The 24,800-nt window shown below is 60.8% G+C and carries 19 protein-coding genes; 8 read left to right on the top strand and 11 right to left on the bottom strand.

The window, feature by feature from the left end:
- Nucleotides 1-120: 120 nt before the first annotated feature.
- Nucleotides 121-1,050 (bottom strand): AraC family transcriptional regulator, encoded by a 930-nt coding sequence (locus GQX66_RS06610; RefSeq protein WP_039765922.1) that lies wholly within the window; start codon nucleotides 1,048-1,050, stop codon nucleotides 121-123.
- A gap of 335 nt (nucleotides 1,051-1,385) precedes the next feature.
- On the opposite strand from GQX66_RS06610, the gene GQX66_RS06605 reads away from it, so the two are divergent.
- Entirely contained in the window at nucleotides 1,386-1,739 is a 354-nt protein-coding gene (locus GQX66_RS06605; protein WP_085745242.1) for an antibiotic biosynthesis monooxygenase family protein, read from the top strand.
- A gap of 43 nt (nucleotides 1,740-1,782) precedes the next feature.
- Nucleotides 1,783-2,025, top strand: a complete 243-nt coding sequence (locus GQX66_RS06600) for a hypothetical protein (RefSeq protein WP_007960172.1) — start codon at nucleotides 1,783-1,785, stop codon at nucleotides 2,023-2,025.
- Between the two features lie 4 nt (nucleotides 2,026-2,029).
- Here the strand turns inward: GQX66_RS06600 and GQX66_RS06595 are convergent, their stop codons facing one another.
- Complete coding sequence (locus GQX66_RS06595; protein ID WP_085745241.1) at nucleotides 2,030-2,659, bottom strand: flavin reductase family protein; 630 nt, start codon at nucleotides 2,657-2,659, stop codon at nucleotides 2,030-2,032.
- A 128-nt stretch (nucleotides 2,660-2,787) separates the two neighbouring features.
- Nucleotides 2,788-3,105, bottom strand: a complete 318-nt coding sequence (locus GQX66_RS06590) for a hypothetical protein (RefSeq protein WP_085606678.1) — start codon at nucleotides 3,103-3,105, stop codon at nucleotides 2,788-2,790.
- 348 nt (nucleotides 3,106-3,453) lie between these two features.
- Here GQX66_RS06590 and GQX66_RS06585 point away from each other — a divergent pair, with 348 nt between their 5' ends.
- Nucleotides 3,454-4,212 (top strand): hypothetical protein, encoded by a 759-nt coding sequence (locus tag GQX66_RS06585; protein WP_085745240.1) that lies wholly within the window; start codon nucleotides 3,454-3,456, stop codon nucleotides 4,210-4,212.
- Nucleotides 4,213-4,274: 62 nt separating this feature from the next.
- Here GQX66_RS06585 and GQX66_RS06580 read toward each other — a convergent pair whose 3' ends face one another.
- The 6 genes from GQX66_RS06580 to GQX66_RS06555 all read right to left on the bottom strand — a co-directional run bounded on the left by GQX66_RS06580 (nucleotide 4,275) and on the right by GQX66_RS06555 (nucleotide 18,216).
- The gene (locus GQX66_RS06580) at nucleotides 4,275-5,594 is read right to left on the bottom strand and encodes an MFS transporter (protein WP_011335686.1); all 1,320 of its coding nucleotides are present in this window, start codon (nucleotides 5,592-5,594) and stop codon (nucleotides 4,275-4,277) included.
- Nucleotides 5,595-5,995: 401 nt separating this feature from the next.
- A complete protein-coding gene (locus tag GQX66_RS06575) occupies nucleotides 5,996-7,324 on the bottom strand; it encodes a sigma-54 dependent transcriptional regulator (protein WP_134020373.1) in 1,329 nt (442 codons plus the stop codon).
- Nucleotides 7,324-9,084: an ATP-binding protein gene (locus GQX66_RS06570; protein WP_240867630.1), complete on the bottom strand. Its 1,761-nt coding sequence runs from the start codon at nucleotides 9,082-9,084 to the stop codon at nucleotides 7,324-7,326. The genes GQX66_RS06575 and GQX66_RS06570 overlap by 1 nt, the downstream gene beginning before the upstream one ends.
- Nucleotides 9,085-9,327: 243 nt before the next feature.
- Complete coding sequence (locus GQX66_RS06565; RefSeq protein WP_240867628.1) at nucleotides 9,328-12,078, bottom strand: RHS repeat-associated core domain-containing protein; 2,751 nt, start codon at nucleotides 12,076-12,078, stop codon at nucleotides 9,328-9,330.
- Complete coding sequence (locus GQX66_RS06560) at nucleotides 12,075-16,529, bottom strand: SpvB/TcaC N-terminal domain-containing protein (protein WP_240867625.1); 4,455 nt, start codon at nucleotides 16,527-16,529, stop codon at nucleotides 12,075-12,077. The genes GQX66_RS06565 and GQX66_RS06560 overlap by 4 nt, the downstream gene beginning before the upstream one ends.
- Nucleotides 16,530-16,692: 163 nt before the next feature.
- The gene (locus GQX66_RS06555) at nucleotides 16,693-18,216 is read right to left on the bottom strand and encodes a fumarate hydratase (RefSeq protein WP_007960181.1); all 1,524 of its coding nucleotides are present in this window, start codon (nucleotides 18,214-18,216) and stop codon (nucleotides 16,693-16,695) included.
- 311 nt (nucleotides 18,217-18,527) lie between these two features.
- Here GQX66_RS06555 and GQX66_RS06550 point away from each other — a divergent pair, with 311 nt between their 5' ends.
- The 3 genes from GQX66_RS06550 to GQX66_RS06540 are packed head-to-tail and all read left to right on the top strand — an operon-like array spanning nucleotide 18,528 to nucleotide 21,341.
- The gene (locus GQX66_RS06550) at nucleotides 18,528-19,634 is read left to right on the top strand and encodes a GGDEF domain-containing protein (protein ID WP_085745233.1); all 1,107 of its coding nucleotides are present in this window, start codon (nucleotides 18,528-18,530) and stop codon (nucleotides 19,632-19,634) included.
- Complete coding sequence (locus tag GQX66_RS06545; RefSeq protein ID WP_240867621.1) at nucleotides 19,627-20,562, top strand: iron-sulfur-binding ferredoxin reductase; 936 nt, start codon at nucleotides 19,627-19,629, stop codon at nucleotides 20,560-20,562. The genes GQX66_RS06550 and GQX66_RS06545 overlap by 8 nt, the downstream gene beginning before the upstream one ends.
- Before the next feature lie 29 nt (nucleotides 20,563-20,591).
- Nucleotides 20,592-21,341: an enoyl-CoA hydratase-related protein gene (locus GQX66_RS06540; protein WP_240867618.1), complete on the top strand. Its 750-nt coding sequence runs from the start codon at nucleotides 20,592-20,594 to the stop codon at nucleotides 21,339-21,341.
- Nucleotides 21,342-21,549: 208 nt separating this feature from the next.
- Here the strand turns inward: GQX66_RS06540 and pyk are convergent, their stop codons facing one another.
- Nucleotides 21,550-23,001, bottom strand: a complete 1,452-nt coding sequence (gene pyk / locus GQX66_RS06535) for a pyruvate kinase (protein WP_007951250.1) — start codon at nucleotides 22,999-23,001, stop codon at nucleotides 21,550-21,552.
- A gap of 176 nt (nucleotides 23,002-23,177) precedes the next feature.
- Here pyk and GQX66_RS06530 point away from each other — a divergent pair, with 176 nt between their 5' ends.
- Together GQX66_RS06530 and GQX66_RS06525 are read left to right on the top strand one after the other, a co-directional pair.
- Nucleotides 23,178-23,564, top strand: coding sequence for a hypothetical protein (locus GQX66_RS06530; RefSeq protein ID WP_011335675.1), 387 nt, complete (start codon nucleotides 23,178-23,180; stop codon nucleotides 23,562-23,564).
- A gap of 218 nt (nucleotides 23,565-23,782) precedes the next feature.
- Entirely contained in the window at nucleotides 23,783-24,142 is a 360-nt protein-coding gene (locus GQX66_RS06525) for a PilZ domain-containing protein (RefSeq protein WP_007951248.1), read from the top strand.
- 45 nt (nucleotides 24,143-24,187) lie between these two features.
- On the opposite strand, the gene GQX66_RS06520 is transcribed toward GQX66_RS06525, so the two are convergent.
- Nucleotides 24,188-24,592 (bottom strand): DUF6124 family protein, encoded by a 405-nt coding sequence (locus GQX66_RS06520; RefSeq protein WP_085745230.1) that lies wholly within the window; start codon nucleotides 24,590-24,592, stop codon nucleotides 24,188-24,190.
- Nucleotides 24,593-24,800 lie beyond the last annotated feature (208 nt).

The raw sequence follows: 24,800 nt of genomic DNA, 5'->3' as shown, positions 1-24,800 counted from the left end.
GTCGATCCACCTGATTCTGGATTCAAAGCCGATCGTTCAAGTCGGTGAACCTCGTCAAGATCCCCCAATCGGTTCCCTCTCCCTCCGGGAGAGGGCTAGGGTGAGGGGGGGCTTTTGAATTCACACCGAAAGCCGCAACCGCGCCAGATCCCGCAACGGCGGCGCCCCAAACAGCCGACTGTACTCGCGACTGAACTGCGACGGACTTTCATACCCCACCCGATACCCGGCCGCCGAAGCCTCCAGCCCTTCTGCCAGCATCAAACGCCGCGCCTCCTGCAGGCGCAGCTGCTTCTGATACTGCAACGGACTCATCGCCGTCATCGCCTTGAAACGGTGATGCAAGGTCGAGACGCTGAGGTTCACTTCCTTCGCCAGATCATCGATGCGCAGCGGCTGTTCGAAGTTGCCGTTGAGCCATTTGATCGCCTGGCTGATGCGGTGGCTCTGGCTGTTGGCGATGGCGATTTCGTACAGCCGATGGCCCTGCGGACTGCGCAGCAGGCGATAGAGAATCTCCCGGCGGATCAGCGGCGCGAGCATGGCGATGTCTTTCGGCGCGTCGAGCAGGCGGGCCAGACGCAGCACCGCATCGAGCATGGCGCTGTCGATCTTCTCCACATACAAACCGCGTCCGGTCGGACGGGTCGGCACGCCCATCGGGCCGGCATCGGCGATCAGCGCGGTGATTTCCGCAGGATCAATGTCCAGGCGCACGGCGAGGATCGGCTCTTCGGGCGAGACATTCACCACCCGACCACTCAACGGCATCGAGACCGATACCACCAGGTAATTAAGCGGGTCGTAATTGAAGAATTCGTCCGCCAGCCGTACCTCTTTGCGACCCTGGGCCATGATGCACAGCGCCGGTTGCGCGAGCACCGGGGCGAAGTCATGGGACTGGGTGTGGCGCGACATGAACAGCGAGCCGACGGCAGTGGCATAACTGCCATCTTCGGATGTGTTGCGGCGAATGATGGCCGCCAGTTCCGCGCGCTGCTTTTCCATGTCGGCATCGGGCGGCGCCTGAAAACGATCGAACGACGTCATGCACAGCCTCCTCGGCAAGGGATGGAATGGGAGCAGAGCATAAGTTTGTGCAAGCGCAAGCGGTAGACATATCCTGCGAAATGCTTGCCTGATCCTGCATCGGGTTGTTGGCCTGTCCAGCCATAGCAGGACGCAGATCGTCAGAGTTGCCCGAAACCGGTGTGACAGGACGGTGACAGCAATTCACGACTTGTTACAGGTCTGCACGACAGTCTCGCAGGATTGTGCAACGCGACGGCAGGAATCGACTAACGGCGAATGGGGGGCGGCCCTTAACCTTGAATCCTGTCGCAGCCCGTCCCCGGCTGCCACGCGACTCCCTGGGAGGGTTGAACATGTCCAAGCAGATTCCCGTCAGTCATATGGCCTTCGTTCGAGCGCGTGCCGGACGTTCGGCGGAACTCGGCATGCGCCTGAGCGCCCTGATCGAACCGTCCCGCGCCGCCCCCGGTTGCCTGAGCTTTGCCTTGCAGCATTCGCAGTGCGATCCGGATTTGTGGCTGGTCTCCGGTTTCTGGAGCAACCAGCAATCGATGACTGCGTATTTCAGCAGCCCGTCGATGGAAATCTTTGCCGAGCTGGTGCAGGAGCTGGTGGTCAACAGCCTGGATTTCCACACGTTCAAGGAAGTCTCGGCCGCTCAGGCCGTAGGGCAATGCACTGCGCCGATACACAAACTCGCCGGTTGAATGTTTAATGTCTGGCTTATCCGACTGAGCCAGGACCTGCGATATGGCACGTAAAGAGTTCGAACACTTCGAAGCGGTTTCCGCTGTCGTCCCCGTCGAGTTGGGCGGCAACAAGGGTTATCACGCGGCAATCGCCGTCAAGGCCCTGGTCGACGGCGGTGCACCGCGCTTTCACAAACTGCTGAACGATCAGGTTTTCCCCGGCGCCATCGCCGCCGATGAAGCCGCGATCAATGAGCTGGACAAGCTCAAGGGCGTCACCGACGACGCCGAGCTGATCTGGTAAGCGCTTACTTCGTCGCCCCCGGGCGCCACATCTTGAACAACGCCTCCGGCCCCAGCTGGAAATAGTCCGCCGGCCCGCCGCCCCGCAGAATCGGTTCGGCGGCGGCGGTGTCGTAGATCCCGTCCTTCAACAGCCACTTGGCAATGTGCACGGCGACCACTTCGCCGAGCACCAGCCAGCTCGGCACGGTCTCGCCGTCGGCGCGCTGCAACTGAATGATCTGGGTCACCTTGCATTCGAAGGACACCGGGCTTTCGCCTACGCGCGGCACGGCAATCACCTTCGACGCCACCGGTGTCAGCCCCGCCAGTTCGAACTCATTGACTTCGGGGCCGACCATCGCGCAGCTCTGGTTCATCTGCTCGGCCAGCGGGCGGGTGGCGAGGTTCCAGACGAATTCGCCGGTCTGCTCGATGTTGTTCAGGCTGTCTTTGCGACCGACGCTGGAGAACCCGATGATCGGCGGAATGTAGTTGAACGCGTTGAAAAAGCTGTAGGGCGCCAGGTTCAGCCGGCCCTCGGCATCCTGCGAAGAAATCCAGCCGATGGGACGCGGGCCGACGATGGCGTTGAACGGGTCGTGGGGCAGGCCGTGGCCGTTGGCCGGTTCGTAGAAATGGATGTCATCGGGCATGGCGGGGTGATCCTGAAGGCTTCTATAAGCGACCAATAGTGCAAGTCCGATCCGCGAAGATCAAATACCGACCTTTGGAAATGAACAAGCCCGGCAATGGCCGGGCTTTGGTGTCTGCATTCTGGCAATCAGCTGATGGCAGCGGCGGTACCGGTTTTATCAAAGCCGTCAGCGGCGATGGCGTTGGCGGTACCGGTTTTATCGAAACCGTCTGCAGCGATGGCGTTGGCAGTGCCGGTTTTATCGAAACCATCGGCAGCAACGGCTTTGCCAACGTTGGTTTTATCGAAACCATCGGCAGCGTAGGCGCCGGTGTGGCTGGTTTCGATGGCAGCGCTGGCGCCGGAAATGAAGTCGGCGGATTTGGTTTTGTCCGAACCGTCGGCGGCAAAAGTGTTGGCGGCCAGTACGGACAGGGTCAGGGCGAGGATCAGTTTGGTTTTCATGGTCGTTCTCCAGATTCGAAATTCGTTGGCGATGTGTTTCGCATGGGGTTCATGCTACGCCAACTAAATTGATTAAAAAGCGCAAAATAATGCTAGAAACAATCGATTAAATTGATATTAAGGGCGACACATTCAATTCGCTTTCGTCGTCGGAGCGAGCGTCGCGCAGTTAATCGATCAGGTAGGTGCAGGATGCGGCAGGGGCATTAACCGGTGATTAATCGCCGTTTTTTGCGTGTGTGACAGAATTTTCATGGATTCCCGACCGGTTTTTCACCCGCGCAACGCCAGTCTGCCCACGGCCATAAAGCCAAAAACCGGCCGTCACACACTGGAGCGTTGCCCGCGATGAACAAACTGCCTCAAATCACCCTGGCCTTCTGGGTCATGAAAATCTGCGCGACGACCCTGGGGGAAACCGCGGGGGATTTGTTGTCGATGACCCTTAACGTCGGCTACGCCATCAGCTCGCTGATCCTGATCAGCGTGTTTGTCCTGACGCTGGTCGCGCAGTTGATGTCCAAGACTTACAAGCCGTTGCTGTACTGGATCGTGATCCTGTCGACCAGCACCGCCGGCACCACCATGTCCGACTTCATGGACCGCACGCTGGAACTGGGTTACGCCACCGGTTCCATGATCCTGATCGCGATCCTGCTGGCGATCTTCGCGGCTTGGCGCCTGAGCGGCGACTCGCTCAACGTCACCAAGGTGCAGAGCTTTCGCGGCGAGATGTTCTACTGGATGGCGATTCTGTTCTCCAACACCCTGGGCACCGCGCTCGGCGATTACCTGGCGGACGACTCCGGCCTGGGCTTTGCCGGTGGCGCGCTGTTGATCGGCTCGGCGATTGGTGTGGTCGTGCTGCTCAAGTACTTCACGAAGATTTCGTCGGTGGCGTTGTTCTGGGTGGCGTTCGTGCTGACCCGGCCGTTTGGCGCGACCTTGGGCGACTTGATGACCAAGTCCCATGAGAAGGGTGGGCTGGATTTCGGCACCATCGGTTCGTCGGCGGTGCTGGCGGGGATTCTGTTGGTGATGATCGTCGGGGCGTCGTATGCGCAGAAGCGCTATGGCAGCAAACAGGGGGTTGCCGAATTGTCCTGATCGGGAAATCGGACAGAAAAGAAACGCGCGAAGGTCTTGCACCTTCGCGCGTTTTTTTGCGATCAGTCAGTGACGATACGCGAGTGTTTCTGCGTGTCTTTCATGGTGATGTACACCAGCAGGGACACCGCGATGCACGCGGTCACGTACCAGTAGTAACCGGTTTCCATGCCGATGCTCTTGAACCACAGTGCGATGTATTCGGCGGTGCCGCCGAAGATCGACACGGTCAGTGCGTACGGCAGGCCGACGCCCAGGGCGCGGATTTCGGTCGGGAACAGCTCGGCCTTCACCACGGCGTTGATCGAGGTGTAGCCGCTGACGATGATCAGCGCCGCCATGATCAGGAAGAACGCACCCCACCAGGTCTGGATGGTGTGCAGGGTCATCAGGATCGGCACGGTGAAGATCGTACCGAGCACGCCGAAGGCGATCAGGATCGGACGACGACCGATTTTATCGGACAGGCCGCCGATGATCGGTTGCAGGCACATGAACAGGAACAGCGTGGCGGCAGAAATGGTGGTGGAGTCGGAGATGCTCATGCCGACGGTGTTCACCAGGTATTTCTGCATGTAGGTGGTGTAGGTGTAGAACGCCAGCGTACCGCCCATGGTCAGGCCGACCACGGTGAGCAGTTCCTTCGGATGACGAAGCAAGGTGCGCATGGCGCTTTCCTTGGACTTCTCTTTCTTGGTGAACGACTCGGTTTCTTCCATGCCGCGACGCAGGTACAGCGCCACGATTGCGCACAGCGCGCCGATGGCGAACGGAATACGCCAGCCCCACGCGTACAGCTCTTCGGTGGTCAGGAACTGTTGCAGCACGATCAGTACGCCCAGCGCGATGAGCTGGCCGGAAATCAGGGTCACGTACTGGAAGCTGGAGAAGAAGCCGCGACGATCCTTGGTCGCCATCTCCGACAGATAAGTCGCCGAGGTGCCGTATTCGCCACCGACCGACAGGCCTTGCAGCAGGCGGGCGAACACCAGCAGGATCGGCGCGCCGACACCGATGGTTTCATAACCCGGGCTCAGGGCGATGATCAGCGAGCCGAAGCACATCAGGTAAACCGAGGCCATCAGGGCCTTTTTGCGTCCGACCTTGTCGGCGTACAGGCCCATCAGCCAGCCACCGATCGGGCGCATCAGGAAGCCCACGGCGAAGATCGCGGCGGTGTTGAGCAGTTGGGCGGTGGTGTCGCCTTTGGGAAAGAAGGCTTTGGCGAAGTACAGCGAGAAGGCGGCATAGACGTACCAGTCGTACCACTCGACCATGTTGCCGACGGAACCGCTGAAGATCGACTTGATGCGACTGGCGGTGGTTCGTTCTTTGGCCGGCACGGCAGCCGACCCAAGGGGCAGGGCGTTGGAGTTATCCATTGAAGGATCCTTCGTTTAATTGTTTTTGTGGAGCGCGTTGGAACGCAGCCTGCGAGGGCTATAGCAGGAGCTGTGCCAACGGGGGGAGGGCCGGTTTAGAGGGGCTGGGGAGATGGGTTGAGCGGGATTTTGCCGATGATCCGGAATGAATGAGCGGATTTCCGCTTATGGGGGCTTGAATCAAAAGCCCCCTCACCCTAGCCCTCCCGAAACGTCGGACCGCCCGGAGGGAGAGGGGACTGACGGAGTAGATTATTCGAGGTGCACCGACCTGAGATATCGAGTCGAACTCAGGTTTGAAAACCAGCGCAAATCGGCTCCCTTTCCCCCTCGCCCCCTTGGGGGAGAGGGCTGGGGTGAGGGGGATGGATTTCAGCCACGCGAAAAATATCCAGCCGAACTCAATCAACCAAAAACATTTCCCGACTCAACCCATGCCGCTGCATCTTTTCATTAAACGTACGACGCGGCAGTTGCAGTTCTTCAAGCACGGCTTTCACATCCCCCTTGTGCCGGGTCAAAGCAGCCCGCAAACACTGCGCCTCAAACGCTTCCTGCTGCGCCGCCAGCGACTGCCCCGGATCAATCCCCTGCACCGGTTCATCCAGCCCCAGCACCTGCCGCTCGGCGACGTTCGCCAGCTCCCGCACATTACCCGGCCAGTCATGACTCAGCAGATGACTCAACTGCGCGCCACTGAGCGGCGGGAACGTGCGGCCCAAGCGCTGGGCGGCGCTCTGGGCGAAGGATTCGAACAACAGCGGAATGTCCTCCCGACGATCCCGCAGCGGCGGCAGTCGCAGCTCGGCGACGTTCAGGCGATACGCCAGGTCTTCACGAAAACGCCCGGCCCGCGCTTCATCCAGCAAGTCGGGTTTGGTCGCCGCGACGATCCGCAAGTCCACCCGAATGCTCTGGTTCGACCCCAGCCGCTCCAGCTTCTGCTCTTGCAACACCCGCAGCAGTTTCACCTGCTGAGCCAAGGGCATGCTTTCGATTTCATCGAGAAACAGCGTGCCGCCATCGGCGTATTCCAGCTTGCCGATGCGCTTGCCGGAGGCCCCGGTGAACGCGCCGCTCTCATGCCCGAACAACTCGGCTTCGAACAACTGCTCGGGGATCGCCGCGCAGTTCAGCGCCACGAACGGCTTGTCGGCGCGCGGGCCGAAGTCGTGCAGGCAACGGGCAACCAGTTCCTTGCCGCTGCCGGTCTCGCCACGGATCAGCACGTTGACCGGCAGCGTTGCCAGGTCCAGCACCTGTCGGCGCAAGGTCTGCAAGCCGCGGGATACACCGAGCAACGTCGCATCCAGCCTGGCGCGGTTGTCGGCCTGTTCGTGCAGGGCGCGGTTTTCCAGCACCAAGCGACGCTTGTCCAGCGCCCGGCGCAGGCTGCCGAGCAGGGTCTCGGGGCTGAACGGTTTTTCCAGAAAATCGTAGGCGCCGTCGCGCATCGCTTCGACCGCCATCGGCACATCGCCGTGGCCGGTCAGCAGAATCACCGGCAGGTCGGGATCCCGGCGCTGCACTTCGGCCAGCAGTTCAAGACCGCTGAGCCCGGGCATGCGCACGTCGCTGACAATCACCCCGGCAAAATGCGCGGGCAGCGCCGCCAGGCATTCCTCGGCGCGGCTGAACAGCTGCACCTCGAACCCGGACAGGCTCAGCCACTGTTCGACGGCACTGCGAATACTGCTTTCGTCATCGACCACCATCACCGAGTTGAGCATCAGATGTGCGCCTCCAGATCGATCGGCAAGGTCAGGCTGAACACTGCGCCATTATCGCCATTCTCGGCGCACAGACGCCCGCCGGATTCATGGACGATGGCAAAGGAAACCGCCAGCCCCAGACCCAGCCCGTCACCCACCGGTTTGGTGGTGAAGAACGGATCGAACACCTGACCCAGATGTTCTTCGGCGATGCCGCCGCCGTTGTCGATGACGCTCAGGCGCCACAGTTGCTCGTCGGCTTCCAGGCGGATTTCCAGACGCTTGCAGGGTTTGCCCTGCATGGCATCGAGGGCATTGCGCAGCAGGTTGATCAGCACCTGCTCCAGACGGATCGCATCGCCACGCACCCAGGCCGGACGGGTCAGGTGCAGCACCAGACTGACCTGTTCATCGCGCAGACGCGTATCGAGCAATTGCAGGGCCTGATCGACCACCGTCGCCAGATCCAGCCGTTCGCGCAAACCGCTGGGGCTCTTGCGGGCGAAGGTTTTCAGGTGGCCGGTGAGGGCGGCCATGCGCGTGAGCATGTCATCCACCGGTTTGAGCGCCTTGTAGGCGTCATCGACCCGGCCATGATCGAGCAGCAGACGCAGGGTCGCCAGTTGCATGCGCTGGGCGGTCAACGGCTGATTGATTTCGTGGGCCAGCGCGGCGGACATCTGCCCCAGTGCCGCCAGTTTTGCCGACTGCACCAGACCGTCCTGGGCGGTGCGCAAATCCCGGGTGCGTTCCTCGACCAGTTGCTCAAGCTCTTCGCGGCTACGCTGGCGCATCTTCGCCAGGCGCCAGCGCTGATTGAGGAACAGCAGCAGGAACACCAGCGCCAGCCATACTCCGGCGGCGGCGAGCCCGGCATTGCGCTGATCCTCGAAAGATATTTGCGGGCGCCGCAGCAGATGCAGGGTCCAGCCTTCGGCGCTCAGCGGCAGCGATTCCCACAGGTAATCCGCCGTGCCTTGCGGGCCTTCGACGCGGCGCAGATCACTGTTGTCATCGAAGCTGCGCAGCGCCAGATGCGTCAGCGGTACCAGCGACTGTTTGTCGTATTGGCGGGTGGCCTTGATCTCGCGGTAATCGGCCGGGCTCAGCGGGTGCAGCAGGCGATAGCGCCAGCCGGGCTGGTTGGCGATGAAGATGATCCCGCGCGCATCGCTGACCAGCAGGGTGTCATTGCCTTGGCTCCATTCGCGTTCGAGTTCGGGGAATTCGAGCTTGACCACCATCGCCCCGAGGAACTCGCCGTTGTCGCCGAGCACCGCGCTGGACAGGAAGTAACCGGGAATCCCGCTGGTCACGCCAACCGCGTAGAAACGCCCGGTGCCCTGGGTGCGGGTCTGACTGAAATAGGGGCGAAAGCCGTAGTTGTGACCGACGTAACTGCTGGGCAGACGCCAGTTGCTGGCTGCCACCGCAAGGCCTGTGTGGTCGAGCAGTTCCAGCGTCGAGGACTGCGCCGCGCCGTTGATCTTTTCCAGTTTCAGGTTGAGCGCCGCTTGCTGTTCGGCGTCGACCGGGCCGGCCAGCGCCGCACGCAATTGCGGGTCCAGCGCCAGCACGGCTGGAAGGGCGCGATAGCGGTCGATCAGGGTATGCAGCGAGTTGGCGTACAGCGCCAGCTGTTGATTGGCCCGCGCGGCGTCTTCTTCCAGCGCCTGGCGCTCGGCGTGGCGGATCGCAAGCGTTGCAGCAAGGGCGGCACCGGCGATGATCAGCAGGGTATACAACGACAGACGCAGGGTACGGGAAGTCGGCAGCATGCTGGGGCAAACGGATGGCAGGACGGGCGGGCACGATAGCATGTCGCCGGGTGCTGGCAGTGTTATCACACTATAAAATCCGTGTGTTCACGGGCTGCCCTCTGTCTGGCCCGGTGGTGTCGAAGCGTGTTTGCCAGACTGCGGAGCATGTCAGTGATTTTCCCCTGATGACCCTGGGTGTCCATCATTGCCACTTGACCAGATTTTCACCTTTGCGTGCCCGGTTTGATCACCTGTCGGTTGTTAGTTGTTCTTCTGTTTGTGCGCGTTCCGCCTGCCATAGGTCTTGAGCATTTGCTTTCTGTCATCGACAACGTACAAGGCTTTTTCAGTGAGTGCGTGCAGATTATCGAGTCTGACTGATCTGGCTTGTTGAGTGCCGACTCTCCCTTGCCCCAGATCGAGTAGATGATCGACATCCGAGTTGTAGAACTCGTTGACCCCAAGCTCGCTGAAGGCTATTTGGCCGGCATTGGATACTCTGACAACTTTCTCACGCAATGCGTCGAGCGCATTCAGATGCGCGTCGATCTCTTGTGAAAACATGCCTTCTTCGGCCCTGCTTCCCTGTTCTGCCACTTTCGCGAGTTCTATTAATTCTCCGACGCCGTAGAGTTGTGATCCCCCGGTGGCGGAGATGGCATTGACCGAGGCTTCGATGGCGTCCTTTGGCTCAAAAGATCTGATGTGCATGAAAGCATCGAGGGGGCCACTTTCCACACCCCTCGCCTGTTGCGAGATTGATTCAGCCGATATATCGGCTTTGCGGGGTATCAGAGGGTTGGAAACGTCCTGAAAGTTTGAAAAGGCCATATCGACCAGTTCAGCGGAACGATCAGCGGTGAAGTTGCCGATGGTCAGCCCCTTGAGTTCACCCACCATTGATGAATAAGGATCTCCTCCGGCGAATGTTTCCACCGCACTGAAGAGATCGTTTGTGGAGAACCAACTGGCAAGAACCTTCGAGACTTGTACGACAAATTTTGCAGTGGTGACGGTACGGAACCGACTCCGACTCGAAAGGTTGTCAATCTGTCGTTCGAGAACGTCCATTTGCCTGTTGGCTGCACTCAGGAAGTTCATCGAGTAGTCAGCCTGCCTTTTCAGCTCTGCAGGTGTCCTGGTCTGCCCGTTAGTGTCGACGTATGTCATCGGGTTGTTCCCGACAAATGCGTACCGGTTCAGCCCGTCCTCATCCCCGGCCGGGTCGCTGCTGACCCAGCGACACAACCACGGCGCGTAATACCGCGCGCCGTAGTAATAAAGCCCGGTGGCGTCCGCTTCCTCGCCTGAGTAGCGGATGAACTTGTAGTCTGCTTCGATCTGCGAGCGGGCCGCCATCGACGCGGTGCCGCCGAAGGCGTAGTAGCTTTCGCGGCTGATTATCTGCGCCCGTTGATCAATCTCCGTCACGCTCGATCCCAGGTGGTCGGAATGGGAATAACGCACCTGATCAACATCGATGCCCGGCGGCTTTCCGGCTACCCAGTGCAGGCAAGTCACCTCACCGATACCGGTTGCGACAGTGATCCGGTGCAATTCCTCACCGCTGCTTTTGGTGCGGATTTCCAGACTTCCCACGTAATGTACTTCATCCACGTGGCTGACTTTGCTGGTGTGGGTTTCGTGACGTTTGTAGACCCTGGTGCCCTGGCTGTATTGGTACAGCTCCTGATCCGATGGCCCGCTGTCATGTTCGACGAGGGTCAGCGATTGCAGTTGGTTGCGGCTGTTCCAGTCGAGCGGCTGGTCGGCCTGCAGATGCCTGAGATTGCCGGCAGGGTCGAACAGAGCGCCGAAATCAGGGACCGGATCCCCCGTTTTCCAGCGCACACCGCGATTGCTCGCAGGGTCAATGAACATCTCGCGGGTGTAGGTGTTGCCGTCGCGAACGTGGGTCAATTTCTTCAGGTTGTTGCCATCGTCGTATTCGAAAGACTCGACGTAGTTGAGTCGGTCATTGGGATCGGTGGGTTGCGGCCGCCCGGGGTTGTCTGCGGGCGGGGCGTCGCTGTAACCAGTGGCGTGCTTCAGCCGGTACATCGAGTCATAGACAAATGCACGTTCACCGTCGACCCGCTGGTTGCGGAAAAACGTCGTTTTGTAGGTGGGAGCGACAATCCGGATGACGTTTCCTGCTGCGTCGTACTCATACTCGAAATCCTGAACCGCCGGTTCTGATGCCTTTTGCGCATATTGGCGAAGCAGGCATCCGTCGGCCTGCCGGTAGTGCCAGTGGCTGGTCACGCCGTTGCCGAGCCGTTGCTCGGTGATCTGGCCGGCAGCGTTGTAAGTCGCGCCGTTCAAAATATTCTGGAGGTTTTGTCCTCTGAGTTGCAGCTGCACTTGAATAAGCTGCCCGGCGATGTCGTAGGTCGATTGCTGTACATGCCCGCCGGCGTCGGTGATTTGCAGCCGCGCACCGACGGCGCTGAAGCGCTGGCGGCTGGTGCAGATCTTGCCGTCCTTGAAGGTGCGGGTTTCTTCCAGTGACGGGCCGCTCATGGCGAAACTGTTGATTTGTAACGTGCCCGATGGATCGCTTAGCGCCGTCATCTGACCGCGCAGGTTGTGCGTCGGGTCGGCCAGGGCGTCGTCGTAGTTGAAGTTTTCGATGCCGGTTACCCCGTTTTCCGTGACGCTCCGCAGCCGCAGTTGCGGGTCGTAGCCCATCTCCCGGTGATTGTCCTTTGCATCCCAGCTCTGCAGTAGCTCGCTGCCGAGGCCGGGCAGGACAGTGTGTTCTCCGCCGTCGACGTTGTGGGTTCTGACCGCCATGCCATCGAGTCTGTGCACCGTTGTTGTATTGGGTGTGGACAGGCGCGGATCTCGCTGTGCAACCAGGTGGCCGGCCACGTCATATTGCAGTCGGTTGATGAGCGCTCGCACCTCTCCGCCGGCCACCGTGCGCAGATAGTCAACGTGCCTGACAGCCTCGCCACGGGGGCCGATTACCGACATCTTCGGTGTGAGATGGTGCACGCCGGTGTTCATGACTTGACCCGTTTTGCAGGTTTTGCCGGCGTGGTTTTCTTCGCCGGCCCGGCGGGCGCTGGTTCGTGGGTATCGTTGAAGTCGTAACTGAGTTTGAACCACGGATGCAGAAGCTCGAACGCCAGATCGCCCAAGGCATTGAGTGTCCGGACCGGACGCCCCAACGCGTCGTAGAACATTTGGTCGTGATAGCCGTGCTCACGCATGGCGCTGTCATTGATGCAGCGATGGGTGTTGAGGAAATAAGGGCGATAGGTCCGAATCGGTTCGCCCTTGTGGTTGTATTCGATGCGTCCCATGACCCGCCAGCGACGCGCGGCGGGCATTTCAATCGGCTTGCCGTCGGCGCCGGTCTCGAGGCCGTTATCGGACGTGGCCACAAAGGCATCGCCCGGCGGCACTAGCTGTTTGCTTTGCAGTTCCCGGCCGAATCCGTCGACGTAGCGAAGGGTCATCTGAATCTGTTGCAACGGGTCGGTGTGGTAGCGGTCGGCAACCAGGTTGAGGCTGTGAACCGGCTGCCTGAGGGCGGTCAGGATGATCTTGAGCAGGGTCTGTTCGTTGGCGGTGCGTTTTTTCAGCCTGGTCAACCCGCGCAGGGCCGATGCGCGTATGTGCCCGTCGGGCAGGATCAGGCCGTTGGCGATCCATTGCTTTCTTTTGAGCCGCGCCGTTTTGATTGGGAGCAATGGCATCCAGCTGAACAGATCGGTGCGCACCACGCCGGCAGCGGACGCCAGCACGGTTTTCGGATTGGCGAGGGCAAACTCGACGCTCAGATCAGACTGAGGTGGATAAACGGACAGAGGTTCGAAACCGGCGCGCACGCCCCCTTCGGTTCCATGAGAACTGTGCGCGATGGGATGCCCCCCCGCTTCGTACAGCACTTCGTGAATATTCTCGTTGGGGTCGGTGAGACTCCACGGCAGCAGTGTGTGCATGTCGTAGGTCACTGTCGTGACGCAGCCGTCCGGCGGTCTTATGGCAATGGTCAGCAGATGGTCTGCGTCCCGGGTGATGTGGGTTGCGCCATGGCTGGCGGTCGGTTGCACATCGGTGACGTGATAAAAACCGTTGGCATTGTCGTAAGTAAAGAAGCCGCTCCGTGCCGACCACAGGTTTTGCAGCAGATCCTGTGCCGGGTCTTCCGGGAAGAACAGCTTCATCGGGGCATAGCCGATTTTTGCCAACTCGTCCCGAATGACAATCGGGACGTCGTCGTAGGCCGCCAGCGCTTTTTTGTCGAACAGCGCCTGCTCGGTTGGCCCCGCCAATGGCGGATACAGAATCTCGCCGGCCGCCTCCAGATAGGTTTGTTGCGAGAGCGAGGTCAGCTCGCGGGCCGCTGTCCATTGCGCACTGTCTTTGTGTAGGACGACGTTTTCGAAACTGATTGCGTCCGCAGTCAATCCACCCGGCAATGCCCCCTTGGGCAACATCAGCGCATTGCCGCGCTTGCGCAAGGGCAGATTGAGCAGCCAGTGGCCGTCAGTGATCAGGTGCGTGTGCTCGGCAAGGGTTTCCGCCAGATAGAAGTGCCGCTGTTGCTCATCGTGACTGTCCACCCAGGCGCGCCGCTGATCCTCTTGATCGAAGGGCGGTTCGTCTGTTTCGGTTCGACGGCGCGCGCAGGCAACCGTCAGGCTGTGAGTCAGTTGGCCGTATTCGTTCCACGCCAGATTGACCACGTGCTGACAGTTAGGGTCGTCCATGAAACGTTCGTATTGTTGGCTGCGGCTTTCCAGTTCCAGCACCAGCAGGCTGGATGGGCTTTCGTTGACGACCCGCACCCGATAGCGGGACTCGTTCAGAGAGAACAGGCGCGCAGGGGCAGGGTCGTCTGCCTGGCAGACTTCGGTGCGAAGCAGGCGACCCGCCAGGGCGTAGGCAATTTCGGGGTCGTCGGCCTTGCGTCGCTTGCGAATGCGCTCTTTGCGAAGTTTTGTGTCGTAGGCTGAAATGACAGTGGGGCACAGTGGCTGTATCTCATCGTCGAGGTCGCCAATATTGTTCAAAGCCAGATCGATACTTTTGCCGGTATGAAACCAGTGCGTCATCCGCATCGGCGCCGTATGGCCGCTCTCGGCCTTGCCCGATTCCAGTTCGCTGTCGATCTGACAGACCCGGCCGAAGCCGCGAAATTCGCGCTCGAGCCCGTCGTAGTAACCCTCGAAATACTCGTGGAACTGCATCAGGTAATTACCGGTAACTTCATCATCCTGACGCAACCATTCGAGCACCATCTGCGGGAACGGCAGATGGCAGACCGGGCGCCTGCGTGCGATCAGCTCCTGGCGTTTTTCATCCAGCCAGAACTGTGCGCTGCTGCGATAACTCAGGGTGGCGCTGTAGCCCATGTTGTTATTGCAGCCGGTAAGCAGGTACGGCCGCTCACTGACAAAGTGATACACCCAGTGCCGCGGTTTCATGTGTGGCACGGTCAGCAGCAGGCTGGCGCAGCCAATGCCTTGCAGATCGGCGAAGGTCACCTGGCAGAGGTTGTCATAGCGCACGCCTCTGGGCCATGGGACGCGTACCGGCGTCGCGGCCAGGCCATTGCCGCCCTGGTTGAGCCAGATTTCGAAATAATCCGAAGACAGGTAAATGAAGGCCGGGGCACCGGAGCCGTCCAGATCGGCGATACGCACCCGGTCGGCATCGAACTCGCCATAGTTGAACGGCAAGTCGCTCAACTTGAAACCTTCTGCGAACCGACCATGGCCGAGGCTGATCCAGCAACGGATTTCATCGTGGCGAATCCGGCATAGCTCCATTCCACTGGCGCCCATGTTGCTGAAGGTCACCAGTGCGCTTTTGTCATCGCTGAACAGCGGCAATCTGTCCGGGGCATGGGGTACATCCTGGCCGGGAGCGAAGCCCTTTTCCCTCAGGTTCGCATACACCCGCACGCTGTTCGGGCCGATGAGGGCCATCGAGTCCAGCCCGTCACCGCTAAAGTCGCCCATTCGCGCTGAATAATGGAAAAATTCCACAGGGAACTGGCTGAAAGGTTTGAACAATGACCAGTTTCGATCCGGGTTGAGCGTGTAATAACCGCTGCCACCGAGCTGCGCGACCACCCAGTCCAGACGTCCGTTGCCGGTAAGATCGGTGAGGATCTGCAGCACTGATTTACTGCTGTCGGCATTGGGGATCAATGGCAGCAAAGACCATGGGTCGTAGTTGATCTCGTCCGTCCCGGGTGTGCCGCGCAAGGGTTCGCGGTAGTACCAGGCGTTGTTGTACTGGCAAAGGAAACCGGGCAAACCTTCACCATAGAGATCGACGCAATGATAGGGCTGGCCGTTGTCGAGGCCGGGCATGCGATCAAGTGCAAGGAAGGCTTGGGGCAGTGTATTGAGCACAAGAGCCTGATTGAAATACTCGATCGGAGGCGTGTGTTTGACCTGGCCGGCGGCGTCATAACTCATGTGATGCGCGGCTTTCAGCTGGTTGTATTGCTGCGGCGTGGTTTCGTGTTCCAGTAACAGGCGATTGACCAGGGCCGGAGCGGGGCCGGTGTGGTTGAACAGCAGAAACTGCCGACACAGGCGCCGGGTGCCGACCTCGAAGCCGAAACGATGCATGCGAAACGGATCGGAGCGCACCGTCCAGGCGTTTTCGTTGGCGGCCGTGTACGGTGGGATGTCGTCATAGCCAGCGACGCGTTCGCCGTAGTCGACGACCAGCCGGAACAGCCAGTCCAGCAGTTCTGGCTGCTCATTACCAAGGCAATACAGATCAGTGCTGGCGCTCTTGTTGCAGTAACAGACCTGACGCAAATAACGTTGGGCCTGGTAATCAAAACGAGCGTCGGCGACTTTGTCATCGGCCTTGTATTCGTAAAAGATGTTTTCTCCCACCGCGTTCCGGGTTTCCACCAGCAACCACGTGGCGATATTGCCTGGGTCTGCCGGGTCGTAGATGCGTGAGCCCGGGTTATTGCCATAGCAATCTTGCGAGCCGTCAGCGCGGAACACGATCCAGAAGGTATTGCCGTCGGCAGAGGTCCAGCGTTCGTAGCGGTCGAACGTACTTTCCAGGCGAGGGATGTAGCGCACCACGGAAAACTTGCGGGCGTTCTTGCCCTTGCCACGGGTGCGCCGGGTTGCCTTGATCTTGCCGCGGGTTGTCAGTTCGGGTCGCAGATCGGTGCCGTCCGCCTGCATGACGTCGTCGGGTGCGTATTTCGGTACGCCCTTGCTGGTCTTGCGGGAGATGACTGGCAGCGGCAAGTCCCAGCCGAGGCCGCACTTGCCGTTACCCGCGTTGCCGTCATAGACCAGTTGCAGGTCAGGATTGAGCGAGCGCGCAGCGATGATCGGCAACGTCAGTGAGTAAGACCGTTGCCCGGTCGCACCGATCTCCCCCCAACTGCGTCCATTGGTGGCAATGGACGCAGTTTTGGCAATGGAGGGCGGGGTGACGAGCGCATCTGCATCAGGAACCATAGCAACGCAACCAGTGAATGCCGAGATTGCACGCTAACAGAGCATTTTTCCTTCGACACCTGTCAGATCTGACAGGTGTCTTTGTCTGCACTTTATGGCAGGCGAAAAAAAGGCCGGGCGGTCATTGCTGAGCGCCCGGCCTTTTCACTGACGGATGAAGCGCTTACTGCACTTCAACCGCCAGGCTTTCGCTGATCTTCTGTTGCCAGATCGCAGGACCGGTGATGTGCACCGATTCACCTTTGCTGTCCACCGCGACGGTGACCGGCATGTCCTTGACCTCGAACTCGTAGATCGCTTCCATGCCCAGCTCGGCGAACGCCAGGACCTTGGACTTCTTGATCGCTTGCGCCACCAGGTAAGCGGCACCGCCGACGGCCATCAGGTACACGGCCTTGTTGTCCTTGATCGCGTCGATGGCGGTCGGGCCACGCTCGGACTTGCCGATCATGCCCAACAGGCCGGTCTGCTCGAGGATCTGACGGGTGAACTTGTCCATCCGCGTGGCGGTGGTCGGGCCAGCCGGGCCAACCACTTCGTCACCGACCGGATCAACCGGGCCGACGTAGTAGATGAAGCGACCTTTGAGGTCCACCGGCAGGGTTTCGCCCTTGTTCAACATCTCGACCATGCGCTTGTGCGCGGCGTCGCGACCGGTGAGCATCTTGCCGTTGAGCAGGACGGTTTCGCCCGGCTTCCAGCTCTGCACGTCTTCCGGGGTCAGGGTGTCGAGGTTGACGCGACGGGCCGACGGGCCGGCTTCCCAGACGATTTCCGGGTAGGCGTCCAGCGGTGGCGCTTCCAGCGATGCAGGGCCGGAACCGTCGAGCACGAAGTGCGCGTGACGGGTGGCGGCGCAGTTCGGGATCATGCACACCGGCAGTGAGGCGGCGTGGGTCGGGTAGTCCATGATCTTCACGTCGAGCACGGTGGTCAGGCCACCGAGGCCCTGGGCGCCGATGCCCAGCTGGTTGACCTTCTCGAACAGCTCCAGACGCATTTCTTCGATGCGGTTCTGCGGGCCACGGGCCTTGAGCTCGTGAATGTCGATGGATTCCATCAACACTTCCTTGGCCATCACAGCGGCTTTCTCGGCGGTGCCGCCGATGCCGATGCCCAGCATGCCCGGCGGGCACCAGCCGGCGCCCATGGTCGGAACGGTCTTGAGTACCCAGTCGACGATCGAGTCGGACGGGTTGAGCATGGCCATTTTCGACTTGTTCTCGGAACCGCCGCCCTTGGCCGCCACGTCCACTTCCACGGTGTTACCCGGAACGATGGAGTAGTGGATGACCGCCGGGGTGTTGTCCTTGGTGTTCTTACGCGCACCGGCCGGGTCGGCCAGGATCGAAGCACGCAGGACGTTTTCCGGCAGGTTGTAGGCGCGGCGCACGCCTTCGTTGATCATGTCGTCCAGGCTCATGGTCGCGCCATCCCAACGCACGTCCATGCCCACCCGCACGAACACGGTCACGATGCCGGTGTCCTGGCAGATCGGCCGGTGGCCGGTGGCGCACATGCGCGAGTTGATCAGGATCTGCGCCATCGAGTCACGGGCCGCTGGCGATTCTTCGCGCAGGTAGGCTTCGTGCATCGCCTGGATGAAGTCCACGGGGTGGTAATAGGAAATGAACTGCAGGGCGTCGGCAACGCTCTGAATCAGGTCGTCTTGCTTGATCACGGTCATGAGTCGCGCTCCTCTAAAAGACGGGAACATTCAATAAGGTGCCTGCGGCTTGGGTGCATCGGTCGGTCGCAGACACCTTTCAAGGCACGCCGGGGCTGCTGGCGCGACGCTAAAAAGGCGCGGCAGTATACCGCGCCTCGGTGGCGGGCACATCTGCCGGGAGTTATTCGTTGGTCGCATGGCTGCAGGTTTTTGACGCCAAATACCCGGCCCGAAAATCAATGGTCATTTATCGACTACGCCACTAAAGTGGCAGCCGGTCTGTAGAGTAGGACACTCGGTCAGCCTCTTATCGCACGGTGAGTCAACGATTGACCCATAACGCCATTCAACGTCTTTTGCTCAAACGCTTCGCCCTCGCTGCAGCCACCTATGGATTGGCTTTGCTGCTGCTGTGGCTGGCGTATTTCACTGGTCATTACAATGACTCACTGGCCGGCGTCGCCGTCGGCAGCGCACTGGTGGTAATCAGTCAGGCGACCCTGTTTGCCCTATTCTTTTCTGGCTGCAACCTGCGTTTTTCCGACCCGAGCCTGACGGAAGCACAAGTGCTGCTTGGCCTCGGCTGGCAGACGTGGCTGATTGCACATCTGGAGGAGGCTCGGGGCGAGTTTCTGGTCTTTTATGTGCTGATCCTGCTGTTCGGCCTGTTCCATCTTTCACAACGGGCGTTCGTGCGCTGCGCGATGCTGGTGTTCTTCAGCTTCTGCGCCATCACGCTGTGGGACGGTTATCACATGCGTCTTCACGATCCGGCGCTGTCCGCGTTGCAGGCGTGCATTCTGCTGATCGTGCTGGCGTGGCTGGTGATTTACGCGCGTTTCGTCCAGACGTCGCGCCAACGCATGCGCCAGCGGCGGTTCGCCTTGCAGGCGCATCAGGACACCCTGCGCGGGATGATGCGCCAGCTCGAAGACCTGGTGGCCACCGACGAATTGACCGGGCTGTTCAATCGCCGGCATTTCCTGCGCCTGGCCACCCGCGAGCTGAATGCGATGGAGGCCGACGTGGTGCATGGCCTGGCGCTGATCGACCTCGACCACTTCAAGCGCATCAACGATATTCACGGCCATGCCGCCGGCGATCAGGTGTTGCAAGCCTTCGCCGGGGTGGCCGGGGCCTGTCTGCGCGACGGCGATGTGCTGGCGCGTTATGGTGGTGAAGAATTCGTGGTGCTGCTGCCCGATTGCAACGCCGAGCGCCTGACCGCCTGTTGCGAACGGCTGCGCATCGCCTTCACCGACGTCGAACTGGTGGGCCTGAATGTGAAAAACCTGAGCCTGTCCGCCGGCATGACCCTGCTGGAACTGGGCGATGATCTGGACGATGCCTTGCAGCGTGCCGATCAGGCGCTCTACCGGGCCAAGCGTGACGGGCGCAACCGTTGCGCAGCCGCGTGGGAGAACGTCGATGCCTGAACTGCGGGTCGGTGAACGACAGTGGTCGGTGGCAGCGGGCAGCAACCTGCTCGATGCCCTCAATCAGAACGGTGTGGCGGTGCCTTATAGCTGCCGCGCCGGCAGTTGCCATGCGTGTCTGGTGCAATGCGTGCAGGGCTTGCCCGCCGACAGTCGCCCCGATGCCTTGAGCGCCGAGCAGCGTGATCAGGGCTGGCGGCTGGCCTGTCAGTGCCAGGTGATCGAAGACTTGCAGGTGCATACTTTCGACCCCGTCACCGATGGTCGCCCGGCCACGGTCGAAGCGCTGGACTGGCTCGGCGACAGCGTGCTGCGATTGCGCCTGACACCCCAGCGGCCGTTGCGCTACAGCGCCGGCCAGCATCTGGTGCTATGGGCCGGCCACATTGCGCGTCCTTATTCGCTGGCGAGCCTGCCGGAAGAAGACCGCTTTCTCGAGTTCCACCTCGATTGCCGCCAGCCCGGCGAATTCAGCGATGCCGCGCGCCGCCTACAGATCGGCGACCCGATCCGCCTCGGCGAACTGCGCGGCGGTGCGTTGCATTACGACCCGGACTGGCATGACCGGCCGCTGTGGCTGCTCGCCGCCGGCACCGGGCTCGGCCCGTTGTTCGGTGTGTTGCGCGAAGCCTTGCGTCACGATCATCGGGGCGCCATCCGCGTCATTCATCTGGCCCATGATGCCGACGGGCATTACCTGGCCAAACCCCTTGAAGCACTGGCCGCGCAGCGGGAAAACCTCAGCGTCGAAGGGTGGACGGCGGCCGAGTTGCCGGGCGCTTTGGCGCAACTGCGCCTTGTCTCCCGACAAACCCTGGCCTTAGTCTGCGGCTCGACTGCCAGTGTCGACGCGTTTGCCAAGCGTCTGTTCCTGGCCGGACTGCCGCGCAATCAACTGCTGGCTGATGTCTTCCTGAGCCGTGGTTGAGCGCTGAATTCTCAGACGCGAGACCTGCCATGCCCGAAGCCATCCTGCTGCACCGCGAACGCGGTTTGCTGACCCTGCGCCTCAACCGTCCCGACAAGAAAAACGCCCTGACCCGCGCCATGTACAGCCAGTTGGCCGATGCGCTCAAACAGGCGAATCACGACCCCGAAATCAACGCCGTGCTGATCACCGGCAGCGCTGAGTGTTTCACCGCCGGCAACGACATCGCCGACTTCATCCAGCAACCGCCGAGCGACCTCGACAGCCCGGTGTTTCACTTCATGCTCAATTTGCTGGAGTGCCGCAAACCGGTGATCGCCGCGGTGGCCGGGGCGGCGGTGGGGATCGGCACGACGCTGTTGCTGCATTGCGATCTGGTGTACGTGGCGCGGGATGCACGGTTGCGCATGCCGTTCGTTAATCTCGGGTTGTGCCCGGAGTTTGGCTCCAGCCTGATCCTGCCGCGTTTGTTGGGGCAGGCCAAAGCGTCGGAGTTGTTGCTGCTGGGTGAGGGTTTTACCGGTGAGCAGGCGGCGCAATGGGGGATCGCAACCGAGGCGCTGGGCAGTGGCGAAGCCGCGTTGGGCAAGGCGCGGGAGATGGCGTTGCGGTTTGACGAGTTGCCGGCTGAAGCGGTGCGGATCAGCAAGCAACTGATGCGCGCGCCGGATCGCGAGTTGATTCGCAAGGTGATCGAGGAGGAGGGCGCGTTGTTCACCCAGCGGCTGCGCTCGCCGGAGGCGTTGGCGGCGTTGACCGGGTTCATCAAACGCCATTGAGATATCCGCCGACCGCCGCCGCACTCCGTGCACCGATCGTTCCCACGCTCTGCGTGGGAATACAGCCGGGACGCTCCGCGTCCCATGCCGAAGCGGACGCGGAGCGTCCATTGAGGCATTCCCACACGGAGCGTGGGAACGATCAATCTGAAATGAAAAAGCCCCGCCATTCACATGGCGGGGCTTTTCGTTTTCAGCAACCGGTCACTCAGACCTGCGGGTCGCCCACGTGCAGGATCTTCATGCCGTTGGTGCCGCCGGTGGTGTGGTAGCTGTCGCCCTTGGTCAGGATGACCCAGTCGCCTTTCTCGACCACGCCGCGCTTGACCAGCTCGTCGATGGCTTTCTGGCTGACTTCGTTCGGGGCCAGCGAAGCCGGGTCGAACGGTACGGTGTACACGCCACGGAACATCGCCGCGCGGGCCTGGGCTTCGCGGTGCGGGGTGAAGCAGTAGATCGGCACCGACGAACGGATACGCGACATGATCAGCGGGGTGTAGCCGCTTTCGGTCAGCGCGATGATCGCCTTGACGCCCGGGAAGTGGTTGGCGGTGTACATGGTCGCCAGCGCGATGCTCTCGTCGCAGCGCTCGAATTCCTTGCCGATACGGTGGCTGGAAGTCTTGCTGGTCGGGTGCTTTTCAGCGCCGACGCAGATGCGCGCCATTGCCTGCACGGCTTCCAGCGGATAGGCGCCGGCAGCGGATTCGGCAGACAGCATCACGGCGTCGGTGTAGTCGAGCACGGCGTTGGCCACGTCGGACACTTCGGCGCGGGTCGGCATCGGGTTCTGGATCATCGACTCCATCATCTGGGTCGCCACGATCACCGCTTTGTTGTGGCGGCGTGCGTGCAGAATGATTTTCTTCTGGATGCCCACCAGTTCGGCGTCGCCGATTTCCACACCCAGGTCGCCACGGGCAACCATCACGGCGTCGGAAGCCTTGATCAGGCCGTCGAGGGTTTCGTCGTCGGCCACGGCTTCGGCGCGTTCGATCTTCGCCACCAGCCAGGCGGTGCCGCCGGCTTCGTCGCGCAGTTGACGGGCGTAGTTCATGTCGGCAGCGTCACGCGGGAAGGACACGGCGAGGTAGTCGACTTCCATTTCAGCGGCGAGCTTGATGTCGGCCTTGTCTTTTTCAGTCAGGGCCGGAGCGGTCAGGCCGCCACCGCGACGGTTGATGCCTTTGTGGTCGGACAGCGGGCCGCCGATGGTCACGACGCAGTTCAGCTCGGTCGCGGTGGCGGTTTCAACGCGCATGACCACGCGGCCGTCGTCGAGCAGCAGCTCGTCGCCCACGCCGCAGTCCTTGACCAGGTCCGGGTAGTCGATGCCGACCACCTGCTGGTTGCCTTCGGTCAGCGGATGGCTGGTGGAGAAGGTGAACTGGTCACCGATCTTCAGCTCGATGCGCTTGTTGGCGAATTTGGCGATTCGGATTTTCGGGCCTTGCAGGTCACCCAGCAAGGCGACGAAGCGGCCGTGCTTGGCAGCGAGGTCACGCACCAGCTTCGCGCGAGCCTTGTGCTCGTCGGGGGTGCCGTGGGAGAAGTTCAGACGGGCGACGTCCAGGCCAGCCAGAATCAGCTGTTCGAGAACTTCCGGCGAGTTACTGGCCGGGCCAAGGGTAGCGACGATTTTGGTACGACGGACGGACATGCAAAGACTCCTCAAGTTCAAGCGCCAGCGAAGGCTACTATGCTCTTGGGGTGTAGTCATTGTTCGTTTGCACTACTTAATACTTTCTTTATTGAACACGGCAACTTTGGGACAAACGCGCCTGAAGATTTCCGACCAGGGGTCGATACAGAGCACAAGACAGGAGAACCCCCCCCATGCGATTCGTGCCCATTGCCGCCCTTGCCCTCAGCGTCCTCGCCGCTTCGGGCTGCACCCGTTGGTCGATGAACCATCATTTGAACAACGCCTACAGCGCCTACGACCGGGGCAACTGCGAGCAAGTGATGCTCGAACTGTCCAAGGTCGAACGCGCCAGCCGTGCCCGCCCTTACGTGTGGCCGGAAGTGTCGATGATGCGCGGCCAGTGCCTCGAGCGGCAGAAAATGTTCGTCGATGCGGCGCAGACCTATCAGTTCATCATCGCCTCGTACCCCAACAGCGAATACGCCTACCGCGCCCGCGCGCGTCTGGAAACCCTGCAGAGCCTGGGTCACTACCCGACTCGCAGCGCTGCCGCCGTGGTCCGTCCAACCCGGTTCTGATGGCGGTTGTCATACAAAAGCTGGCTGCTTGTATAGGGTGAGCTATAGTCGAATGAAACCGGTGCAGATCGAATTCTGTACCGGCGCAACACCTGCGACTGGCATGAGATGCACGTGGCGAGCGCCACACCGGGAGCGGGGAGAGCGAACCTGACGCACAGGTCCGTTCCGAAGCGAGAGTGCGGCTCTGTGATGGAGCCTTGCATGGCGAACTGAGTATGTTTACCGACCGTCGAATCGAACGGCATCAGCTGCCGTATTTTCTGCGAGTGTTCAACAGCGTCACCGACAAACCCATCGGCTTTCTGGGCAATGTGTCCGAAGACGGTTTGATGCTCATCAGCCAGTTGCCGATGATGATCGGTGCCGAGTTCAACCTGCGCCTGAAAATCCCCTTGGGCGAGGGTTGTCAGCAGGTTATCGACCTGACGGCTTGTTGCCTGTGGTGCCACGAAGACGCGACCCCCCGACACTACGACGCCGGCTTCAGCCTGTACCGGACACCGCCCGAGTATGGGCAACTGGTCGAGGCGTTGAAGCAGTATTTCAGTTTTCAGCCGTTGCCGGCCTCGGCCTGAAAACAAAAAAGGGCCACAACCTGACGAAGGTTGTGGCCTTTTTTCTTATGCGGTTATCGCAATCGCCCGCTCGTTATCCAGCGTCTTCTCCACCAGCAACAACCCCAACTCACTCAACTGATAGATCGCCATCGCCAGATGCCGCGGCTTGTCGTCCAGGCTGTCGGCCAGGTCGAGCAGCAGGATGCTGACTGACGAAAAGGTTTCGTAGGTCTGGATGGCGATGGCTTCGGGGTTGATCTCGGGATCGACCTTGAACATCTGCATGCCGCGATCCACGGAATTGCGCGGTTTTTCGGGCGAGGGATTGAGGTAGAAATCCAGAGCCCGGTGAGCGGCGTCGTGGAGTTTCTTTGAATCGACGGAGGCGTAGGGGGAGACCGGATCGGGTTGATCGGACGGTTCTGTTGGGTCGGTGTCCAGTGGTGGATTTGGAGTTGCTTTGAACATAAACGTAAATCCTCTAGTGGGCCTGCCACCACCTCGCGACTAAACGAGGGGTGGCGGCTGAACGCAGGTTAGTCGACCGGGAGGAATTACGAAAAACCGGCGCGCCCGAGGGCGCCCTGCGTACAGCCACCATCGAGTGCGGGGATAGGGAGTACCCGACTTGATGACGCTTATACACCTTTCGTAATACCTGCCCGAGCGACTAAAC

The sequence above is a fragment of the Pseudomonas sp. B707 genome, assembly GCF_022496685.1.
Taxonomy (GTDB): domain Bacteria; phylum Pseudomonadota; class Gammaproteobacteria; order Pseudomonadales; family Pseudomonadaceae; genus Aquipseudomonas; species Aquipseudomonas paraglycinae.
This window is presented reverse-complemented; position numbering and strand designations above follow the sequence as displayed.

What these genes read in the sequence shown, in the direction of transcription:
- GQX66_RS06610 (WP_039765922.1), bottom strand. Translation starts at nt 1,050, where the DNA reads ATGACGTCGTTCGATCGTTTTCAGGCGCCGCCCGATGCCGACATGGAA.
- GQX66_RS06605 (WP_085745242.1), top strand. Translation starts at nt 1,386, where the DNA reads ATGTCCAAGCAGATTCCCGTCAGTCATATGGCCTTCGTTCGAGCGCGT.
- GQX66_RS06600 (WP_007960172.1), top strand. Translation starts at nt 1,783, where the DNA reads ATGGCACGTAAAGAGTTCGAACACTTCGAAGCGGTTTCCGCTGTCGTC.
- GQX66_RS06595 (WP_085745241.1), bottom strand. Translation starts at nt 2,659, where the DNA reads ATGCCCGATGACATCCATTTCTACGAACCGGCCAACGGCCACGGCCTG.
- GQX66_RS06590 (WP_085606678.1), bottom strand. Translation starts at nt 3,105, where the DNA reads ATGAAAACCAAACTGATCCTCGCCCTGACCCTGTCCGTACTGGCCGCC.
- GQX66_RS06585 (WP_085745240.1), top strand. Translation starts at nt 3,454, where the DNA reads ATGAACAAACTGCCTCAAATCACCCTGGCCTTCTGGGTCATGAAAATC.
- GQX66_RS06580 (WP_011335686.1), bottom strand. Translation starts at nt 5,594, where the DNA reads ATGGATAACTCCAACGCCCTGCCCCTTGGGTCGGCTGCCGTGCCGGCC.
- GQX66_RS06575 (WP_134020373.1), bottom strand. Translation starts at nt 7,324, where the DNA reads ATGCTCAACTCGGTGATGGTGGTCGATGACGAAAGCAGTATTCGCAGT.
- GQX66_RS06570 (WP_240867630.1), bottom strand. Translation starts at nt 9,084, where the DNA reads ATGCTGCCGACTTCCCGTACCCTGCGTCTGTCGTTGTATACCCTGCTG.
- GQX66_RS06565 (WP_240867628.1), bottom strand. Translation starts at nt 12,078, where the DNA reads ATGAACACCGGCGTGCACCATCTCACACCGAAGATGTCGGTAATCGGC.
- GQX66_RS06560 (WP_240867625.1), bottom strand. Translation starts at nt 16,529, where the DNA reads ATGGTTCCTGATGCAGATGCGCTCGTCACCCCGCCCTCCATTGCCAAA.
- GQX66_RS06555 (WP_007960181.1), bottom strand. Translation starts at nt 18,216, where the DNA reads ATGACCGTGATCAAGCAAGACGACCTGATTCAGAGCGTTGCCGACGCC.
- GQX66_RS06545 (WP_240867621.1), top strand. Translation starts at nt 19,627, where the DNA reads ATGCCTGAACTGCGGGTCGGTGAACGACAGTGGTCGGTGGCAGCGGGC.
- GQX66_RS06540 (WP_240867618.1), top strand. Translation starts at nt 20,592, where the DNA reads ATGCCCGAAGCCATCCTGCTGCACCGCGAACGCGGTTTGCTGACCCTG.
- pyk (WP_007951250.1), bottom strand. Translation starts at nt 23,001, where the DNA reads ATGTCCGTCCGTCGTACCAAAATCGTCGCTACCCTTGGCCCGGCCAGT.
- GQX66_RS06530 (WP_011335675.1), top strand. Translation starts at nt 23,178, where the DNA reads ATGCGATTCGTGCCCATTGCCGCCCTTGCCCTCAGCGTCCTCGCCGCT.
- GQX66_RS06525 (WP_007951248.1), top strand. Translation starts at nt 23,783, where the DNA reads ATGTTTACCGACCGTCGAATCGAACGGCATCAGCTGCCGTATTTTCTG.
- GQX66_RS06520 (WP_085745230.1), bottom strand. Translation starts at nt 24,592, where the DNA reads ATGTTCAAAGCAACTCCAAATCCACCACTGGACACCGACCCAACAGAA.